The organism is Actinomycetospora sp. C-140 (assembly GCF_054796175.1).
In genome coordinates, this window is the sequence record NZ_JBTWNF010000003.1 from 304233 (window position 1) to 321932 (window position 17700).

The window sequence follows — 17700 nt, forward strand, 5'->3', positions numbered from 1 at the left end:
ATGGCCGGCAACTCCCGACGCCCCGGCGCCCGGCGCAACCCGGGCTCGAAGAAGGGGCCCACGAAGGGTTCGGGCGGCAAGGGGCGGTCGAGCCTCGAGGGCAAGGGCCCGACCCCGCCCGCCGACAAGCGCCCGAACCACAAGTCGTACCGCGCGGGCGGCGCGGCGGCGGCTCCCCGCAAGCCCGCCGGTGACGACCGGGGTGCGGCGCGCCGTGCCCCCGCCCGTCGCGAGGACCCGGACGGCCCACAGACCGTCCTCGGCCGCAACCCGGTGGTCGAGAGCCTGCGCGCCCACAGCCCCGCCACCGCGCTCTACGTCGCCCAGAACATCGAGATCGACGATCGTGTCCGCGAGGCCATCAAGATGGCTTCCGAGCGCGGCGTCTCGGTGCTCGAGGTCCCGCGCGGCGACGTCGACAAGATGGCCGACGGCGCCGTGCACCAGGGCCTCGCGCTCGCGGTGCCGGCGTTCCAGTACCTCCACCCCGACGACCTGCTCGAGGAGGCCCGCCAGCGCGCCCACCTCGACCGCGTCGAGCCGCTGCTCGTGGCGCTCGACGGGGTGACCGACCCCCGCAACCTCGGCGCCGTCCTGCGCTCGGCCGCGGCGTTCGGGGCCCACGGGGTGCTGCTGCCGCTGCGCCGGTCGGTCGGCGTGACCCCGGTGGCCTGGCGGACCTCCGCCGGCGCCGCCGCCCGCGTGCCCGTGGGCCGCGCGACGAACCTCAGCCGCACCCTGACGGCCTGGCTCGACGACGGCCTCGTCGCCGTCGGGCTGGACGGGGACGCGGCGACGGACATCGACCACCTCGACGACGTCGCCGGCCCCGACGCCGCCCGGGGCCCGCTCGTGGTCGTCGTCGGTTCGGAGGGCAAGGGCCTCTCCCGCCTCGTCGGCGAGACCTGCACGGGCACGGTGTCGATCCCGATGGCGGGCGACGTGGAATCGCTCAACGCCTCCGTCGCGGCCGGCGTCGCCCTGGCGGAGATCGCGCGGCGCCGGCGCGCCTGAGGTTGTCGCAGCGAACGCCCTATCGGCGTGCTCAACTGGATGTTCGCTGCTTCTACGCGCGCGAAGTCCCCGTTGATCACCGAGGGGGCGCCGGGTGGCGCGGGCGCGCCGGGCTCGGCCCCTCGCGGAGATCACCAGCGCACTGTGCACCTGATCGGCGCGACAGAGGTGCCTGACGCGCTCGTGATCTCCGGCGCGCCACCGGCCCCGTTCCGGCGACGGGCGCTCCTCGCCCACCTACCCGAGCGAAGGTGCCCTCCGGTCGGAAACCTCGCCCGGCTCGGACGACGCCGCGGGCCCGGCCGCCGGCGCGTTCCGGCTCGGCACGGCGAGGTCCGTCGACGCCTCGCGGCCGCGCAGGACCCGGGACTCGATCACGTGCCAGCGTCCGGCCTCGTCGCCCGCACGTTCCAGCGCCGCGCCCGAGGCGACGACGCCGCCGTCGACCTCCTTGGCGGCCTCGGTCAGCCGCGCCGCCTCGTTCACCGGGTCGCCGATCACGGTGTACTCGTAGCGTCGCGTGTCGCCGATGTTGCCGGCGACGGCCTCGCCCGCGGAGACGCCGACGCCGGCGGAGATGTCGTCGAGCTCGGCGTCGATGCGCCGCGCGAGCTCGCGGCCCGCGCGCAGGGCGCAGCCGGCGGCGTCGGGGAGCTCGGTGGGGGCGCCGAAGACGGCCAGGGCGGCGTCGCCCTCGAACTTGTTGATCCAGCCGTCGTGCTGCTCGACGACGTCGATGACCACCGCGAAGAACGCGTTGAGCGTCTCGACGACCTCGTGCGGGGGCCTCGTCGCGGCGAGGCGGGTGGAGCCGACGAGGTCGACGAACAGTACCGCGACCTCGCGGACCTCGCCGCCCAGCTCGACGTCGTTCTCGAGCGCGGTGCGGGCGACGTCCTCGCCGACGTGGCGGCCGAAGAGGTCGCGCACGCGCTCCCGCTCGCGCAGGCCGCCGACCATGGTGTTGAAGCCGGCCTGCAGCAGCCCGAGCTCGGTGGTGTCGAAGACGGTGACCTCGGCGTCGTAGTCGCCCTCCTCGACGCGGCGCTGGGCGCGGCGCACGGCGATCACCGGGGCCGCCGTCGAGTTGGCCGTCAGCACGGTGACGAGGAACCCCACGACGAGCGCGACACCGCCGAGCACGAGGACGACGAGGGCGAGCCGGTCGGTCGAGTAGCCGCCGAAGACGAGCGAGGCCGCGGCCGCGAGCAGCACGCCGACCAGGGGGACGGCGGTGCCGAGCGCCCACGACCCCACGGCGCGCAGCGCGACGCCGGGCAGGATGCGGTCGTTCGGGGGCCGGTCGTTGAGCACCCGCGCGACCTCGCGGCGCAGGACGCGCTCGACGAGCCGGGCCGTCACGGCCACCGTGGCGACCCCGCCGAGCGCGACCGTCACGCCCACCGAGAGCCCGAGCCGCGGGCTCGACGGGAGGTTGAGCGCCACGAACAGGGCGAGCGCGGCCGCCCACAGCACCGTCTGGACGGTCGCGAGGCGCAGCGGTCCGCGCAGCACCACGCGTCGCACGCGCTTGCGGTGGCGGCGCACGGCGGCCTCGGTCGCGTCCGGCCCGGGCGCGCGCGGGATGCGCATCCGCGCGTGCCCCCAGATCACCCCGACGAGCACGGCGACGACGAGGTAGCCCGCGAAGGCGATCAGGTTGCGCAGCAGCGCGCCGGGGTCGTCCTCGACGAGCGTGCCGAGCGGCAGCACCCACGCCGCCACGACGAGCACGACGCCGGCGCCGACGACGTTCGGGATGACGACGACGAACACGAGGGCGAGCCGGGTGACGGCGCGCAGGCCGCGGTCCTCGGGTGCGTCGGACGCCCTCGTCGGCGGCGCTGCGGCCATGCGCGGACCCTAGCGTCGGCCCTCGCCCGTTCGGCGCAGCGACCGACGCAGGTCACTCAGCCGGTCGCGAGCGCCGTCCGCGTCACACGCCGCCGTGTCCGCAGCGCCCCGAGCACCCGGCAGACCACGTAGATCACGAAGGCGATCGAGGCGACGAACGGGCTGATGGGCAGCCCGGCGCCGAGCGAGAGCAGGATGCCGCCGATCACGGCGACCTCGGCGAACACGACCGCCAGCACGGTGGCCAGGGTCGGCGAGGCCGTGACCTGCGCGGCGGCCGCACCGGGGGTGATGAGCAGGCACAGGACCAGCAGGGCACCGACGATCTGCACGCCGAGCGCGACCGTGACGCCGAGCAGGACCGCGAACACGATCGACAGCGCGCGCACCGGCACCCCGCGGGCGGCGGCCATGTCCGGGTCGAGGCTCGCGAACAGCAGGGGGCGCCGGACCACGGCGAGCACACCGAGCACCACGACCCCGACGACCGTCAGCGTGAGCACGTCGCCGGTGTCCACCCCGACGATCTGCCCGACGAGCAGGCCGAACTTGTTGGCCGAGCGCCCGGTGTAGAGCGCCTGGAACAGCACGCCGAGCCCGAGCCCGAACGAGAGCAGCACGCCGATCACCGAGTCGCGCTCGCGCTGCGCCCGCCCGAGCGCCCCGAACAGCAGCGCGACGAGCACCGCACCCACCAGGGCGCCCCAGCCGATCGCGTCGGTGCCGAACACCAGCAGCGCCCCGGCGCCGCCGGCGAACGCCAGCTCGGCGGTGCCGTGCACCGAGAACGCCATGCCGCGCCCGACGACGAGCGGGCCGAGCAGCCCGGCGAGCACCGCCAGCACCACGCCCGCGATCAGCGCGTTGCGGACGAAGTCGAGCGCGAGCAGGTCCAGGATCGACGTCGTGGAGGTCACGGCCCGCCCCCGGTGTGCACGAGCCGGTCCTCCGCCCCGACGACGACGATGCGGTCGCGCACGCGGACGACGTCGACGTCGGTGCGGTAGAGCTCCGAGAGCGTCTCCGACGTCATCACCTCGTCGGGCGTGCCGATGCGGAAGCGCCCGTCGACGAGGTAGAGCACGCGGTCGGTGACGGGCAGGACCGGGTTGAGCTCGTGGGTCACGAAGACGATCGCGGTGCCGTGCTCGCGCCGGCGGCGCTCGAGCAGCTCGACGACCGTGCGCTGGCGGGCGAGGTCGAGCGAGTGCAGCGGCTCGTCGGCGAGCAGCAGGTCGGGGTCCCCGACGAGCGCCTGGGCGATCCGCAGCCGCTGCTGCTCGCCCCCCGAGAGCCGCCCGACAGGGGCGTCGGCGAGCTCGAGGGCGTCCACCTGCAGCAGCGCCTCCCGCACCTGGCGGGTCCGTTCGGTCCGCCCGCTCCAGCGCAGGCCGAAGCGGTGCCCGTCGAGGCCGAGACCGACGAGGTCGCGGCCGCGCAGCGGCGTCAGCGGGTCGACGCTCGTCTGCTGCGGGACGTACCCCACGGTGGCGCTGCCGCGCGACGGCGGGCGGCCGTCGACCTCGCACGTGCCCGCCGCGAGCGGCAGCAGCCCCAGCAGGACCGAGAGCAGCGTCGTCTTGCCCGAGCCGTTGGGCCCCAGGACCGTGACGAACTCGCCGGGCGCGACGTCGAGGTCGAGGCCGGTCCACAGCGTCCGGCCCCCGCGGGAGACCTCGGCACCGGCCAGGCGGATCGACGGCGTGGTCGTGCTCACGAACAGGACCTCATGCTCCTCATGCTGGCGCACCCAGCGCGCGGGCGAGCGCGGTGCGCGTCCCGTCCAACCACGTCAGGTAGTCCTGGCCGGCGGGCAGGGTCTCGGTCACGTCGACCACCGGCACGCCCGCGCCGGTGGCGGCGGCGCGGAGCTGCTCGGTGATCGGCGTCTCGGTCTGCGGATTGAACACCAGCGCGTTCACCCCCCGCGTCCCCACCAGGGTGCCGACCTCGGCGACGACGCCGGCGGGCGGGTCGGTCTCGTTCTCGATCGCCTCGCTGAAGGCCTGGGGCGTCGCGTCGGCGACGCCCGCCGTGGCGAGCAGGTAGTGCGCGATCGGCTCGGTGGCGAAGACGCGGGCGTCCGGCCGGGCCTGGCCGATCGCCGCGAGACGGGCCGCCTCGTCGTCGACCCGCGCGGTGAAGGCGGCCCCGCGCTCCCGCAGCGCCCCGGCCTGGGCGGGCTCGAGGGCGCTGAGGCGCTCGACGACCTGGTTCACGACGCCCCTGACCGCGGTCGGGTCGAACCAGACGTGCTCGTTCTCCTCGGCCTGGTCGCCGCGCAGGACGAAGGCCTCGATCGAGCGGGAGCGCAGCTGGGGGTCGCTGTCGAGGGTCTGGGTGACCCACTCGTCGTAGCCGCCGCCGTTGAACACCACCAGGTCCGCGCCGGTGATCGCGGCGGCGTCGGTCGGGGTGCTCTCGTAGGAGTGGGGGTCGGCGGCCGGGTCCTGGATGATCGATCGGACCTCGACGCCCGGCCCGGCGATCGCGCCGACGACCGATCCCCAGACGTTCGTCGTGGCCACCACCTGCAGCGTCCGCCCCTCGGCCGGTGCCGGGGCCGCGGAGTCACCGGACCCCGAGCACCCGGCGACGAGCAGCAGTGCGCCCAGGGCGGCGGCGACGAGACCCGCCGGACGGCGGACGGGGCGGGGAACGGCGGGCACGGGGCGGCTCCTGGGTCGGGGTGGAGGGGTGTCTCGACCGCAAACGATAACGGTTATCGATAGCGATTGACACCGTCGGGTTCGTCTGAGCAGGTCACACCCGTCGCAAACGGACGCCGTTCCGTCGCCCGGAGTGGCCCTAGATCGAAACAGTCGATACCGTCGGGCGGTGGCAGAGGCACTCGAGGGGCGCCGATCGCGGCGCACCGCCACGCTGGCCTCGCTGGCGGCGGAGCTGGGCGTGTCGCGGACGACCGTGTCCAACGCCTACAACCGCCCCGACCAGCTCTCGCCGGCCCTGCGGCGCCGCGTGCTCGACACCGCGCGTCGTCTCGGCTACCCCGGACCGGACCCCGTCGCCCGCTCCCTGCGCACCCGCAAGGCCGGCGCCGTGGGCCTGCTGCTCACCGAGGCCCTGTCGTACGCGTTCCGCGACCCGGTGGCCGTGCAGTTCCTCGAGGGCCTCGCGCTCGCGTGCGAGGACAACGGCTCGGGCCTGCTGCTCGTCCCGGTCAGCCCCGAGGCCGACGACCCCGGCGCCGTCGCCCGCGCCGGTGTCGACGGGTTCGTCGTGTACTCGATGCCCGACGACGACGACAATTTCCACGCCGTGCTGGAGCGCCCGGTGCCGGTGGTCGTGTGCGACCAGCCCACCGCCGTCTCCGACGTCGACCGCGTCGGCATCGACGACCACGCCGCGATGGTCGACATGGCCCGCCACCTCGCGAGCCTCGGCCACCGCCGGGTGGGCGTGCTCTGCATGCGCCTGTCGACCGAGCGCAACGACGGGTTCGCGAGCCCCGAGCGCCAGGAGCGCGCCCGCTACGAGGTGCAGCGACGCCGGCTGGCCGGGCTGCGCGAGGGGTTCGCCGAGTCCGGCGTCGACTGGACGAAGGTGCCCGTCGTCGAGCGCTACGACCACAGCGAGTCCGCCGGCGCGTCCGCGTGCGAGCAGCTGCTGGCCCAGCACGACGTCACCGCCGTCGCCTGCACCTCCGACATCCTCGCGCTCGGCGCGCTCCGGCACGCCCGCGAGGCCGGCCGCGTGGTGCCCGACGAGCTGACCGTGACGGGCTTCGACGGTGTCCCGGCCGCCGAGCGCGCCGAGCTGACGACGATCCGCCAGCCCACCCTGGACAAGGGCCGCGCGGCCGGCGAGCTGCTGCTCGACCGCGGCGACCGCCAGCGTTCCCGCACGCTCCTGCTGCCGACCGAGCTGCTGGCCCGGGCGACGTCGGGGCCGGCGCGGGAGGACTAGATCCCGAGGGCGTCCAGGAAGCCGGCCGCCCAGCGCTCCACGTCGTGCTCCAGGACCTGGTCGTGCAACCGGGTCATGCGGCGCCGGGCCTCGTCGGGGTCCGGACGGGCGGCGGCGACGATCGCGTCGGCGACGCCGTCGAGGTCGTGGGGGTTGACGAGGAACGCGCCGTCGCCCAGCTCGTCGGCGGCGCCCGTGAACTCGGAGAGCACCAGCGCCCCGTCGCCGTCGGCCCGGCAGGCGACGTACTCCTTGGCCACGAGGTTCATGCCGTCGCGGTAGGGCGTCACGAGCATGACGTCGGCGGCGCGGTAGAAGGCCACGAGCTCCTCGCGCGGCGTCGACTGGTGCACGTAGTGCACGACGGGCCGGCCGACCGAGGCGTAGGCGCCGTTGATCCGGCCGACGGTGAGCTCGATGTCGTCGCGCATCTCGGCGTAGTGCTCGACGCGCTCGCGGCTGGGGGTCGCCACCTGGATGAGGACGGTCTCGGCCGGGTCGAGCCGCCCGCTCTCCAGGACCTCGGCGAACGCCTGCAGACGCACGTCGATGCCCTTGGTGTAGTCGAGGCGGTCGACGCCCAGCAGGACCGTGCGGGGGTCGCCGAGCTCGTGGCGCAGGACCTCGGCGCGCTTCGTCGTGTCCGGCTCGCGGGCCATCCCGTCGAGGTGCGCGGAGTCCACGGAGATCGGGTGGGCGGCGACGGTGACGCTGCGCCCGTCGGGTGCGGTGAGCCCGGCGTCGTCGGGCGTCGCCTCGGTGAGGCGGGTGGCGACGCGGCGGAAGTTCTCGGCACCTCCGGCCGTCTGGAACCCGACGACGTCGGCGCCGAGCAGGCCCTCGATCACCGGCCGCCGCCACGGCAGCTGGGCGAACAGCTCCGCGGGCGGGAACGGGATGTGCAGGAAGAAGCCGATGCGCAGGTCGGGGCGCCGCTCGCGCAGCAGCCGCGGGACCAGCTGGAGCTGGTAGTCCTGCACCCAGACCGTCGCCCCCTCCGCGGCGGCCGCGACCGTGGCGTCCGCGAAGCGCTCGTTGACCGTCCGGTAGGCCTCCCACCAGGCGCGGTCGAACCGGGGCGTGGCCACGACGTCGTGGTAGAGCGGCCACAGGGTGGCGTTGGCGAAGCCCTCGTAGTAAGTCGCGACCTCGTCCGCGCTGATCGGTACGGGACGGATCGCCAGGCCGTCGTCGTCGAACGCTTCGGGCTCGGCGTCCGGCCGACCGGGCCAGCCGACCCACGCGCCGCCGCGGGCGCGCAGGGTCGGCTCCAGCGCGGTGACCAGCCCACCCGGGCTGCGGTGCCACGCGCCGTCGGCGTCGAGGTCGAAGGGCAACCGGTTGGCCACCACCAGCAGGTCAGAAGACCCGGGGGCGTCCTCGGCGTGCGTCACGTGCTCGCTCCTCCGCGGTGACTCCGGGCAGCAGACGGCGGGCCAGCCGCTGCAGGGGCCAGCCGATCTGCTCCCCGACCGAGACCCCGGCCGCGAGAGCGAGACCGACCGTCAGGGCCAGCAGGATCGTGACCGCTCCCTGGGCGACGCTGTCGTACGCGAGCTGCGAGAACCCGCGGTACATCGTCAGACCCGGCAGGAGCGGCGTGATCCCGGCGACCACCAGCACCAACGGAGGGGTACCCAGGAGGCGGGGCAGGAGCATCGCGACGAGCCCCAGCGCCGCGGCGGCGAGGGCGGGCGCGACGACCTCGCCGGCCCCGAACAGCCCGAGGATCGAGTTGCCGGCCCACGCGGTCGCCCCGGCCAGCGCCGCCAGCGGCAGCGAGCGCCACGGCGCGTAGGCCGACAGGGCGAACAGCACCCCGGCCGCGGCGGCCGCGATCAGCGACAGCGGGTCCAGCGAAGGCTCCGGCCCGGGCGGGACGACCGCCGCGTACGCGCCCGCGTCCGTGCCGAGGACCGCCCCCACCAGCTTGATGCTGACGACGACGCCGACCAGCAGCCCGGCCGACGCGATCACGACCTCGACGGCCCGGCCGGCGGCGGTCAAGGGGAAGCCGGTGATGGCGTCCTGCACCAGACCGACCAGCGAGAGCCCCGAGAGCAGCACGACGATCCCGGCGGCGATGACGAACGCCGGCGAGTCGTCGAGCATCCCGGACCAGGCCAGGGAGGTCGCGCTGAGCGTCACGATGGCCGCGCCGACCATCTGCTGGAAGAACAGCGGCACCCGGCGCTGGCGCAGCCAGCGCGCTGCGGCCCAGATCACGCCCGTGGCCAGGACCGACAGCACCGCGACCAGCGCGCCGCCGCCGATGAGGAACGCGACCGCCCCCGCGAACAGCGACCGTGCGAGCCCGGCGACGAACCGCGGGTACGGGTGCGGGGCCTGCACGGCGTGCCGCAGCCGGGTGCTCGCCTCCTCCACCGGCAGGGGCTCGTCGGTGTCGACGACCGCGGCGATGAGCTCGTCGATCTCGGTGAGCCGCGTGTAGTCCTGGGTCCGGTAGCGGACGTTGCGCATGGTCGTCACCGGCCCGGCCTCGTTGCCGCGGTGACAGCACATGGTGATCGTCGAGAACGCGATGTCGACGTCGCACGTCGGGAGGCCGTAGGCGCTCGCGATGTTGAGCATCGTGTCGTACGCGACGGCCGCCCCGGCCCCGGTGGCGAGCTGGACCTCGCCGATCCGCAGCGCGAGGTCGAGCACCCGCAGCACGAGCGTGTCGTCGGCGACCTGAGGGCCGGTGACCGCGGGGAGCAGGTTGTCCCGGACGGTCGGGGCGTCGATCGCCCGGCTCAGATCGGGTGCGACGGGGAACTGTCGACGGAGCGAACCGCGGGCTCGCTGGGCCACCCCCACCGGCGGACCTTCCTCTCCCTGCTCGCCGGAGTGCTCGGGCCGTGGACGGGGCACACCGGGAATCTTCATCCAGCACCTGCCCTGACGTGTGGTGGACGACGGTGGTTGTCGGAGCCCGGGCGTGCGCCACGTCCCACCCGATCGCACCTGCCCGGGCCCGCGCCGGGCTCCCCGCGGGCCGGCGGCCTCCACACTGCCAGCGCGCGGCGCGCGGCACAGCGGGATCTCGGGCGGCGGGGGTGCTTCCGGACATCAGGAGCGCGGGCGGCACCTCGTGCGGCCTGTGGAGGTGCGTGGTGCGCTGCTGATCATGGTCGTCGCCGGCGGGCGCCCCCCGCCCCGGCGTGGTGCCCGGGCCGTACGATCGTGCGCACGCCGGCGTAGCTCAATCGGCAGAGCACTCGCCTTGTAAGCGAAAGGTCCGGGGTTCGATTCCCCGCGCCGGCTCCAGGTCAGACCGGGGAGAACGTGGAGCGATGCGGTCCCGGCGCTGAAGTGCCACAGTCGGACACGTGGGCAACCTCATCGGCTTCGCCCTGGTGGCCCTCGTGTTCGTGGTCCTGGGTGCCGGCGTCGTCTCCCACGCGCGTGGCACGTCGGGCGCTGCGTCGCGGGCGGGGAGAGCGGCGGTCGAGGTCGAGTCGCTGTTCTCGCCGGCCAAGAGGCACCAGCTGGAGCAGCAGGAGATCGTGGACACCACACGTGTCGACCAGAGCAACGGCGACGGCAACCCGCTCGACCGGTACACCGATGCTGCGGCGCTGCGCCGACGGTGGAACCGCGACGGCGACTGATCCCGAGAGGTCCGGGTTCGATTCCACGCCCGACCAGCACCTCCGCTGGCACGCTGACCCGATGCGCGAGGGTCGACGCAGCCGCACCGCCGAGTACGTGGCGTTGTTCCGGGCCCTGGAGGACGGACGGCCGGGCCGGTTGTTCGCCGATCCCCTGGCGGCGTCGTTCCTCGATCCGCCGCTGAAGCAGGTCGCGGCGGCCGCTCGGCTGCCCCTCCTGCGCACCCTCGTCCCCTGGGTCATCGACCGGCGCTATCCGGGACCCCGGCCGTCCGCCGTGGCGCGCACCAAGGTCCTCGACGACGCCGTCACCGCGGCCGTCGCCGGCGGCGTCGAGCAGCTGGTGATCCTCGGCGCGGGCTACGACAGCCGCGCCTACCGCCTGCCCGGAGCGGACCGGCTGCGCGTGTTCGAGGTCGACCACCCCGACACGCAGGCGGTCAAGCGCCGCGTCCTGAGGCACCCGCCTCCGCACGTGCGGTTCGTCGCCGTCGACTTCGACCGCGACGACCTGGCCGGCGCGCTGGACGCCGCCGGCTTCCGGTCCGCGCGACCCACCTTCGTCCTCTGGGAAGGCGTCGCCAGCTACCTCTCCCCGGAGGCCGTCGACGCCACCGTGCGCTGGGCCCACGACGCCACCGGGACGGGCAGCGACCTCGCCGTCACCTACGTCCACCGCGGGCTGATCGACGGCACCGTGTCCTTCCCGCACGCCGGACCGTGGGTGGACTCGGTCGCCGCCGCCGGCGAACCGTTCGTGTTCGGCTTCGACCCCGCCGAGCTACCGGCCTACCTGAGCGAGCGCGGCTGGACGCTCCGCGAGGACCTGTCGACCACCGAGGCCCTCACCCGCCACGGCCTGGACCCGTCGGGCGTGCCCGCCTTCTACCGCATCGCCCTCGCGCACCACTGAGCTCACTCGCCCCAGAAGGCGTCCAGGGCGGCCTGGTCGGAGTAGTGACCGCGGCCCTCGACGATGAGCCCGTCCTCGACGCGCAGCAGCTGGCACCCGGTCACGTCGAGACGGCGCCCGCGGTGCTCGGCGGTCGCGTGCTGCACGGCGACGACGAAGCGGTCGCCGGCGCAGACGTCGAGCAGCTCGTTGCGGAAGGTGCCGCCGGAGAGCGGTCCGAGCTTGGCGAGGAAGTCGTCGCGGATCGCGGCCCACCCGCGGTGGGTGCCGGCGACGGGGCTCGTCCCCGGCAGCACCCAGACCGCGTCCTCGGCGAAGCAGGCGGCGACGGCGTCGAGATCGCGGGCGGCGAGGGCGGCGTAGACACGTCGCACGACGTCGACGGCGGCGGGATCTCCCATGGCGAACCCCCGGTGGCGGGACGGATCGGGAGCCATCGTCGTGAGGAGAGAGCCCGCGCGGCAAGGCACGATCCGTGCCGTGACCCTCGACGACGTCCGCGCCGCGATCGACCGCATCGACGACCAGATCGTCGCGCTCCTCGCCCAGCGACAGCGGCAGGTCCACGCGGCGGCGGGGTTCAAGCACGACGACGCGGCCGTGGCGGCCCCCGAACGCCGCCGGGCGCTCATGGCCCGCCTGAACGAACGCGCGGTCGAGGAGGGCGTCGACCCCGAGGTGGTCACGGCGACCTGGACCGCGATGGTCGACGCGTTCGTCGCGCTCGAACTGCGCGACGTCCACGGCCGTCAGGCTCCGGAGTAGCTCACGGTGTCGTCGTCGGGCCCCGACGAGGACCTCCGCGCGCCGGTGCGTTCGGCGCCGATCCCGGCGAGGACCACGGCGACGACCCCGAGCGCGGCGGACGGCGTCGGGACCTGGGCGAGGACGACGAGGCCGACGGCGAGCGCGATGGCCGGTTCGAGGCTCATCAGCGTGCCGAAGGCGGCGGTGGTCAGGCGGCGCAGGGCGAGCAGCTCGAGGCTGAACGGGATCACGGGTAGCAGTAGGGCGATGCCGAGCCCGGCGAGCAGCACCGTCACACCCAGGCCGCCCGACGCCACGCTGTCGAGCAGCCCCGGCCCGGCGACGAGGGCCGCGACGAGCCCGGCGACCGGCATCGACACCGCCAGCCCGGTCACGCCCGTGACCTCGTCGCCGACGCGCTGGGTCAGCAGGATGTAGCCGGCCCAACAGGCCGCGGCGGCGAGGGCGAAGCCGACGCCGGCGGGGTCGAGGTCGCCGGCCCACGGGTGGGTGAGCAGGACGACGCCGACCGCGGCGAGCAGGGCCCAGCCCCGCGCCCTCCCGCGCCCGCGCACGAGCGCGACCCCGAGCGGCCCGAGGAACTCCAGCGCGCTGGCCGTGCCGAGCGGGATGCGGGCGAGCGCCTCGGTGAACAGGATCGTCAGCCCGGCGGTCACGACGCCGAGCCCCACGCAGGCGGCCAGGCTCCGGCGCGTGAACGCCGAGGGCCGCGGGCGCACGATCAGCACCAGCAGCACGCCCGCCCAGAGGAGCCGCAGCGCGGCCGTCCCCGTCGACCCGATCGCGTCGAACAGCCACACCGAGCTCGCGAGCCCGACCTGGACGCAGAGCATCGATCCCGTCGCCATCGCCACCCCGGCGCGCGCGGCGGGCAGGCGGGCGGGGGAGAGCGTCGATGCCGTCACGGCGGCCAGTGAAGGCGAGCGCCACCGTTCGCGTCCACGTGGGATTCGTGCACAGATCGTCCGTCGATCGCGGATGATGGGTTGGTGGACACCCGGCGCCTGCCCCACCTCGTCGAGTTCGCCCGGCACGGCTCGATGCGGGTCGTGGCCGACGTGCTGGGGACGAGCACGTCGGTGGTCTCCCAGCAGATCGCGGCGCTGGCCCGCGAGGTGGGCACGGCGCTCGTCGAACCGGACGGGCGCCGGTCGCGGCTCACCCCCGCCGGGCGGCGCCTCGCCGATCACGCCCGCACGATCCTGGCCGACGTCGAGACCGCGCGGCTCGACCTCGACCCGGACGCCGAGCCGCGCGGGACCGTGCGCGTGGCGGGGTTCGCGACCGCGATCCGCCGCGCGTTGCTGCCGACCGTCGAGGCGCTGGCCCGCACCCACCCGCAGGTGCACCTGACGATCCGGGAGTACGAGCCGGCCGAGGCCCACGCGATGCTCGTCGCCGACCAGATCGACCTCGCGCTGACCTACGACTACGACCTGGCGCCCGCCGTGCTCGACCCCGACCTGACGGCGACGTCGTTGTGGTCGACGTCGTGGGGCCTCGCGGTCCCGTCCGCGGAGGTCGCGCCCGAGGGCTACGAGGACGCCCTGTCCGTCGTCGACGCCTTCCGCGGTCACGACTGGATCGGCAACTCCCGCAACCAGGCCGACGAGCAGGTGCTGCGCACCCTCGCGTCGATGGCCGGGTTCCACCGCCACATGACGCACGAGGCGGACAGCCTCGAGCTGGTCGAGGACCTCGTGCTCGCCGGGCTCGGCGTCGGGCTCCTGCCCGCGGACCGCGCCGTGCGTCCGGGCATCTCGGTCGTCCCGCTGGCCTCGCCCGGCGTGCGCATGCGGGCGTACGCGGTGACCCGGCGCGGGCCGAGCGCGTGGCCGCCTCTGACGCTCGTACTCGGGCAGGTCGCGGCGAGCTGGATCCGGACCCCGTGACCGAGCCACCCGGGCGTGCCCACATCTCGCCTGGTCAGGGAGTACTGCCACCCACTCGGTGGACGTCGCGGTGGATCCGCTAACGGGGTCGCCGGGACACTCGACGTCCCTGGCGACGACCGAGACCTCCGCGGGGAGAGATTCAGATGATCGCCCAGACCCAGACCGCCGACATCGCCACCCTCGACGTGGCGGACCTGCCGGGCACGATCGTCGTCCCGCAGCCGCGGGCCGCCGCGCCGGTGGCGCCGGTGCCGACCACGGTCCCGGCGCCGGCCGATGACCACGTCGAACTGCTCGCCGCCGAGCTCCTCTCCTCGGCCGCCGTCGTGAACTGGGTCGGCCGGCTGACGCTGCTGCTCGCGCTGGGCCTCGTCGCCTGGCTGACGCTCCTGCCCTGACACACATGATCGCCCCGGGTGCTCCGTGGACCCGGTGGCATCGGGTCCGGGGTGCACCCGGAGCGATCATGGGTCCCCGGAGATCAACGGGGACTTTGCGCGCCTAGAAGCAGCGAACAGCGCGTTCGCTGCAACACCGGGGCGCTGCGACACCCGGCGCGCCCCTACGGCGTGATGACCACCTTCAGCGCCAGGTTCGCGGCGGCGTTGGCGAACACGTCGTAGGCCTCGTCGATCTGGCCGAACGTGAACCGGTGCGTGCCCATCTTCTCGGCCGGGATCCGACCGGACGCGACCATCTTCAGCAGCGTCGGGATGGAGACGGTGTCGACGAGGCCCATGGTCAGGCTGACGTTCGAGATCCACATGTCCTGCATCGGCAGCTCGACCGGGGTGCCGTGGACGCCGATGTTGGCGATCGTGCCGCCGGGACGGACCAGCGACGCCGCGGTCAGCAGGGTCTCCGGGTAGCCGACGGCCTCGATGGCCACGTCGACCCCGAGCCCGTCGGTCAGCGAGACCACGTCGCTGACGGTCCCCGGCCCGACCTCGACGGTGTCGGTGGCGCCGAACTCGGTCGCCTTCTCCAGGCGGAACTTGTTCGAGTCGATCGCGATGACCTTCGACGCGCCCCACAGGCCCGTCGTCAGCACGGCGGACAGGCCGACGGCCCCGGCGCCGACGACGGCGACGGTGTGGCCCGGCCGGACGCCGCCGGCGAGCACGCCGACCTCGTAGCCCGTGGGCAGCGAGTCGGCCAGGAAGATCGCCTGCTCGTCGGTGACCTCGGGCGGGACGGCGTAGAGCGACGTGTCGGCGTAGGGGACGCGAACGAGCTCGGCCTGGGTGCCGTCGATGAGGTGGCCGAAGATCCACCCGATGCCGCCGACCGTCTGGCAGTGGGACGGGATGCCGCGCTGGCAGTACTCGCAGCGCCCGCACTTGGTGATCGCCGGGACGAGGACGCGGTCGCCGACCGAGAAGCCGCGTACGGCGTCGCCGACCGCGGTGACCGTGCCGACCGCCTCGTGGCCGAGGATGCGGCCGTCGGTCACGGCGGCCACGTCGCCCTGCAGGATGTGCAGGTCGGTGCCGCAGATGGTGGTGGTGTCGACCTTGACCACGACGTCGGTCGGCTCCTGGACCGTCGCGTCCGGGACGTCCTCCCAGGCCTTGCTGCCGGGGCCGTGGTACACCAGTGCCTTCATCCTGTGCCTCCGTCGGTTCGCTCCCGCGGTGGCCCGGCTGCTCCCCCGCGAGCCACCGTGCTCCGACGCTAGTGGCGTGGCGCACACCTGCCTGTCCCATCCTGGGACGTCCCGGTGACGCCGACGACGGGTCCCGACGATCACTGACCCGGTACCGGGACAGGTGCGCCTCCGGCGCTCGTGAGCACTTCGGAGTGCCGGAGCACTCCGAAGTGCTCACATGCGCGCAGCGCACCTACGCGATGTAGCTGATCCCGAACGCGTCGATCTTGCGGTACAGCGACGAGCGGGCGATGCCCAGCATGGCGGCGGCCTGGTAGCGGTTGCCGCGGGCCTCGTAGAGCGCCTGGATGATCGCGTCGGCCTGCGCGGTCTCCAGCATCGTCAGCCGCGGCGCCCGGCTCGTGAAGCAGAGGGCGGGCAGGTCGGGGGCCTGGACGACGCCGACCGGCTTGCGCGCCACGACGTAGCGCAGCACGTCCTCGAGCTCGTTGATGTTGCCCGGCCACGCGTAGCCCTCGAGCACACGGATGACCTGGTGCGACAGCCGCAGCGAGCGCCCGCCCGACAGCGAGTGCAGCACCTTGAGCGCGAGGTCGGCGAGCTCGTCGGTGCGGTGGCGCAGCGCGGGGATGCGGACGGTCTCGTGGAAGTGGCGCAGGAGCAGGCCGTAGGGGCGCCCGGCGTCGACCGCGGTGGTGTCGAGGCACGCGACGACCACGACGTCGCCGGCGTGGGCGAGCAGCAGGCGCAGGGCCTCGTCGAGGCGCCGGGCGGCCAGCGGGGCGACCGCCTGCAGCCCGCGGAGCACGACGAGGTGGGGGCGTCCCGACGGGCGCCGCAGCAGGCGGGCGAGCGGGGCGGCGGCGCCGTCGTCGCCCTCGGCGGTGTCGACGTCGACGACGGTCACCGCGCCGTCGCGGTGCAGCCGGCCGAACTGCTCGACGGCCAGCGTCCGCTTGCCGACCCCGGCCTCGCCGACGAGCACCTGGTGGCGCCGCTGCCCGAGGTTCGCGGCGAGCTCCTGGCGGGCGCGCAGCGAGGGGGTGAGCAGGTCGCGGTTGGCGCGGACCCGGGCCTCGGCGTGCTCGTGGTCGGCGGCGGCCCCCCGCAGCGAGGCGGCGAAGTCGCGCCGCGCGGTGGGCGCGACGTGCGAGCCCTGACGGCGCCGCGCCTCGGCCTCGCGGCGGGCGACGTCGTCGACGGCGGGCCCGGCACCGACGGCGCAGCCGACCAGCCGGCCGTCGTGGCGGATCTCCCGCACCGCGATCTCCGCGCCGGTGCCCGACGGGAGGTCGACGAGGTAGGGCTCCGCGGGGTGCTCGAGCGCCAGACCCGCGAGCGCGACGTCGGCCAGCGCCTGCTGGTCGGCGGGCGGCAGGCGCCGTGCCCCGGCCCCGAGCACGACGTCCTCGCCGTCGGTGGCCACCACCCACGCCGCACCGTCCGCGGCGCTCGCGGCCAGGGCGTCGTGCACGGCGAGGATCCGGCCCCGGCGCCCGGCGCCGTCCCGGTCGGCGATCTCGGCGGCCAGCATCCGCACGAACGGCAGGTCGCGCCCGGCCCCGTCGGCGGCGTGGCGGACCACGACGACCGCGAGATCCCCGGCCTCGTCACCCCGCGCGACCGGCGCCGCGGCGGCGGCCAGGACGGCGAGCTCGGGGTGCAGGTGCTCCGGGCCCTCGACGGCGAGCGCCCGCCCCTCGTGCAGCGCGAGCGTCGCCGCCGTCGTGCCGACGACGTCCTCGGCGTGCCGGTACCCCGGCGCGAGACAGACCGCGTCGAGGATCTCGGCGAGGGCCGGGTCGGTGTCGCGGCGCAGGCGCACGACGCCGTCGCGGTCGACGACCAGCACCGAGGCGTCCAGCTCGGGATGACGCCCGGGCACGCCGTCGAGGACCCGCGCCGCCGCGGCGGTCGAGGCCACGCCGTCGAGGCCCGCGAAGCTCGCACCCAGCCGCGTGGTGTCGATCCCCGCGGCGCGGGCGCGCTCCCACGAGGCGAGCACCTCGGGGCGCACGTCCCCGGGCTCGACGGCGTCGCGGCCGTGCCGCAGGTAGCGCCGCCGGGCGGCGTCCACCGCGCGCGTGGGGGCCACGTCCGGTGACG

17 protein-coding genes and 1 tRNA gene are annotated in these 17700 nt (G+C 74.9%); 8 read left to right on the forward strand and 10 right to left on the reverse strand.

What is annotated here, in order from left to right; genetic code table 11:
• Entirely contained in the window at window positions 1-1014 is a 1014-nt protein-coding gene (gene rlmB / locus ACR9E3_RS07125; protein WP_460379469.1) for a 23S rRNA (guanosine(2251)-2'-O)-methyltransferase RlmB, read from the forward strand.
• 237 nt (window positions 1015-1251) lie between these two features.
• On the opposite strand, the gene ACR9E3_RS07130 is transcribed toward rlmB, so the two are convergent.
• Genes ACR9E3_RS07130 through ACR9E3_RS07145 form a run of 4 tightly spaced genes read right to left on the reverse strand, consistent with a single transcriptional unit; the run spans window position 1252 to window position 5537 of the window.
• Window positions 1252-2868, reverse strand: coding sequence for an adenylate/guanylate cyclase domain-containing protein (locus ACR9E3_RS07130; protein ID WP_460379471.1), 1617 nt, complete (start codon window positions 2866-2868; stop codon window positions 1252-1254).
• Between the two features lie 56 nt (window positions 2869-2924).
• The gene (locus tag ACR9E3_RS07135; protein ID WP_460379473.1) at window positions 2925-3785 is read right to left on the reverse strand and encodes a metal ABC transporter permease; all 861 of its coding nucleotides are present in this window, start codon (window positions 3783-3785) and stop codon (window positions 2925-2927) included.
• The gene (locus tag ACR9E3_RS07140; RefSeq protein ID WP_460379666.1) at window positions 3782-4591 is read right to left on the reverse strand and encodes a metal ABC transporter ATP-binding protein; all 810 of its coding nucleotides are present in this window, start codon (window positions 4589-4591) and stop codon (window positions 3782-3784) included. Before ACR9E3_RS07140 ends, ACR9E3_RS07135 begins: the two co-directional genes overlap by 4 nt.
• Window positions 4592-4604: 13 nt before the next feature.
• Window positions 4605-5537: a metal ABC transporter solute-binding protein, Zn/Mn family gene (locus ACR9E3_RS07145; RefSeq protein ID WP_460379475.1), complete on the reverse strand. Its 933-nt coding sequence runs from the start codon at window positions 5535-5537 to the stop codon at window positions 4605-4607.
• Between the two features lie 169 nt (window positions 5538-5706).
• On the opposite strand from ACR9E3_RS07145, the gene ACR9E3_RS07150 reads away from it, so the two are divergent.
• A complete protein-coding gene (locus ACR9E3_RS07150; protein WP_460379476.1) occupies window positions 5707-6795 on the forward strand; it encodes a LacI family DNA-binding transcriptional regulator in 1089 nt (362 codons plus the stop codon).
• Here ACR9E3_RS07150 and ACR9E3_RS07155 read toward each other — a convergent pair.
• A complete protein-coding gene (locus ACR9E3_RS07155) occupies window positions 6792-8189 on the reverse strand; it encodes an alpha,alpha-trehalose-phosphate synthase (UDP-forming) (RefSeq protein ID WP_460379478.1) in 1398 nt (465 codons plus the stop codon). The two genes, ACR9E3_RS07150 and ACR9E3_RS07155, sit on opposite strands and share 4 nt — an antisense overlap.
• The gene (locus ACR9E3_RS07160; protein WP_460379480.1) at window positions 8155-9609 is read right to left on the reverse strand and encodes a threonine/serine exporter family protein; all 1455 of its coding nucleotides are present in this window, start codon (window positions 9607-9609) and stop codon (window positions 8155-8157) included. Before ACR9E3_RS07160 ends, ACR9E3_RS07155 begins: the two co-directional genes overlap by 35 nt.
• A gap of 380 nt (window positions 9610-9989) precedes the next feature.
• On the opposite strand from ACR9E3_RS07160, the gene ACR9E3_RS07165 reads away from it, so the two are divergent.
• The 3 genes from ACR9E3_RS07165 (at window position 9990) to ACR9E3_RS07175 (ending at window position 11322) form a co-directional block, all read left to right on the forward strand.
• Window positions 9990-10065: transfer RNA gene (locus tag ACR9E3_RS07165), tRNA-Thr, on the forward strand.
• 62 nt (window positions 10066-10127) lie between these two features.
• Window positions 10128-10409 (forward strand): hypothetical protein, encoded by a 282-nt coding sequence (locus ACR9E3_RS07170; RefSeq protein ID WP_460379482.1) that lies wholly within the window; start codon window positions 10128-10130, stop codon window positions 10407-10409.
• Window positions 10410-10470: 61 nt separating this feature from the next.
• Window positions 10471-11322 (forward strand): class I SAM-dependent methyltransferase, encoded by an 852-nt coding sequence (locus tag ACR9E3_RS07175; RefSeq protein ID WP_460379484.1) that lies wholly within the window; start codon window positions 10471-10473, stop codon window positions 11320-11322.
• Between the two features lie 2 nt (window positions 11323-11324).
• Here the strand turns inward: ACR9E3_RS07175 and ACR9E3_RS07180 are convergent, their stop codons facing one another.
• On the reverse strand, window positions 11325-11723 hold the full coding sequence (locus ACR9E3_RS07180) for a nuclear transport factor 2 family protein (protein ID WP_460379486.1): 399 nt from the start codon (window positions 11721-11723) through the stop codon (window positions 11325-11327).
• A gap of 79 nt (window positions 11724-11802) precedes the next feature.
• Here ACR9E3_RS07180 and ACR9E3_RS07185 point away from each other — a divergent pair, with 79 nt between their 5' ends.
• Window positions 11803-12087 (forward strand): chorismate mutase, encoded by a 285-nt coding sequence (locus ACR9E3_RS07185; protein ID WP_460379488.1) that lies wholly within the window; start codon window positions 11803-11805, stop codon window positions 12085-12087.
• Here ACR9E3_RS07185 and ACR9E3_RS07190 read toward each other — a convergent pair.
• Window positions 12072-12995 carry an EamA family transporter gene (locus ACR9E3_RS07190; protein ID WP_460379490.1) on the reverse strand — a complete coding sequence of 308 codons (924 nt, stop codon included), beginning with the start codon at window positions 12993-12995 and terminating at the stop codon, window positions 12072-12074. The genes ACR9E3_RS07185 and ACR9E3_RS07190 overlap by 16 nt on opposite strands.
• A gap of 84 nt (window positions 12996-13079) precedes the next feature.
• Here ACR9E3_RS07190 and ACR9E3_RS07195 point away from each other — a divergent pair, with 84 nt between their 5' ends.
• Together ACR9E3_RS07195 and ACR9E3_RS07200 are read left to right on the forward strand one after the other, a co-directional pair.
• Window positions 13080-13982 carry a LysR family transcriptional regulator gene (locus ACR9E3_RS07195; RefSeq protein ID WP_460379492.1) on the forward strand — a complete coding sequence of 301 codons (903 nt, stop codon included), beginning with the start codon at window positions 13080-13082 and terminating at the stop codon, window positions 13980-13982.
• Window positions 13983-14128: 146 nt separating this feature from the next.
• A complete protein-coding gene (locus ACR9E3_RS07200; RefSeq protein WP_460379494.1) occupies window positions 14129-14383 on the forward strand; it encodes a hypothetical protein in 255 nt (84 codons plus the stop codon).
• 164 nt (window positions 14384-14547) lie between these two features.
• Here the strand turns inward: ACR9E3_RS07200 and ACR9E3_RS07205 are convergent, their stop codons facing one another.
• Together ACR9E3_RS07205 and ACR9E3_RS07210 are read right to left on the reverse strand one after the other, a co-directional pair.
• Window positions 14548-15591, reverse strand: a complete 1044-nt coding sequence (locus ACR9E3_RS07205) for an alcohol dehydrogenase catalytic domain-containing protein (protein WP_285650887.1) — start codon at window positions 15589-15591, stop codon at window positions 14548-14550.
• Between the two features lie 235 nt (window positions 15592-15826).
• On the reverse strand, window positions 15827-17689 hold the full coding sequence (locus ACR9E3_RS07210) for a helix-turn-helix domain-containing protein (protein ID WP_460379496.1): 1863 nt from the start codon (window positions 17687-17689) through the stop codon (window positions 15827-15829).
• Between the last annotated feature and the right edge of the window lie 11 nt (window positions 17690-17700).

Excerpts from the sequence above, each read along its gene's own strand:
- ACR9E3_RS07175 (WP_460379484.1), top strand. The coding sequence starts at position 10,471 with ATGCGCGAGGGTCGACGCAGCCGCACCGCCGAGTACGTGGCGTTGTTC.
- ACR9E3_RS07130 (WP_460379471.1), bottom strand. The coding sequence starts at position 2,868 with ATGGCCGCAGCGCCGCCGACGAGGGCGTCCGACGCACCCGAGGACCGC.
- ACR9E3_RS07180 (WP_460379486.1), bottom strand. The coding sequence starts at position 11,723 with ATGGGAGATCCCGCCGCCGTCGACGTCGTGCGACGTGTCTACGCCGCC.
- rlmB (WP_460379469.1), top strand. The coding sequence starts at position 1 with ATGGCCGGCAACTCCCGACGCCCCGGCGCCCGGCGCAACCCGGGCTCG.
- ACR9E3_RS07200 (WP_460379494.1), top strand. The coding sequence starts at position 14,129 with ATGATCGCCCAGACCCAGACCGCCGACATCGCCACCCTCGACGTGGCG.
- ACR9E3_RS07205 (WP_285650887.1), bottom strand. The coding sequence starts at position 15,591 with ATGAAGGCACTGGTGTACCACGGCCCCGGCAGCAAGGCCTGGGAGGAC.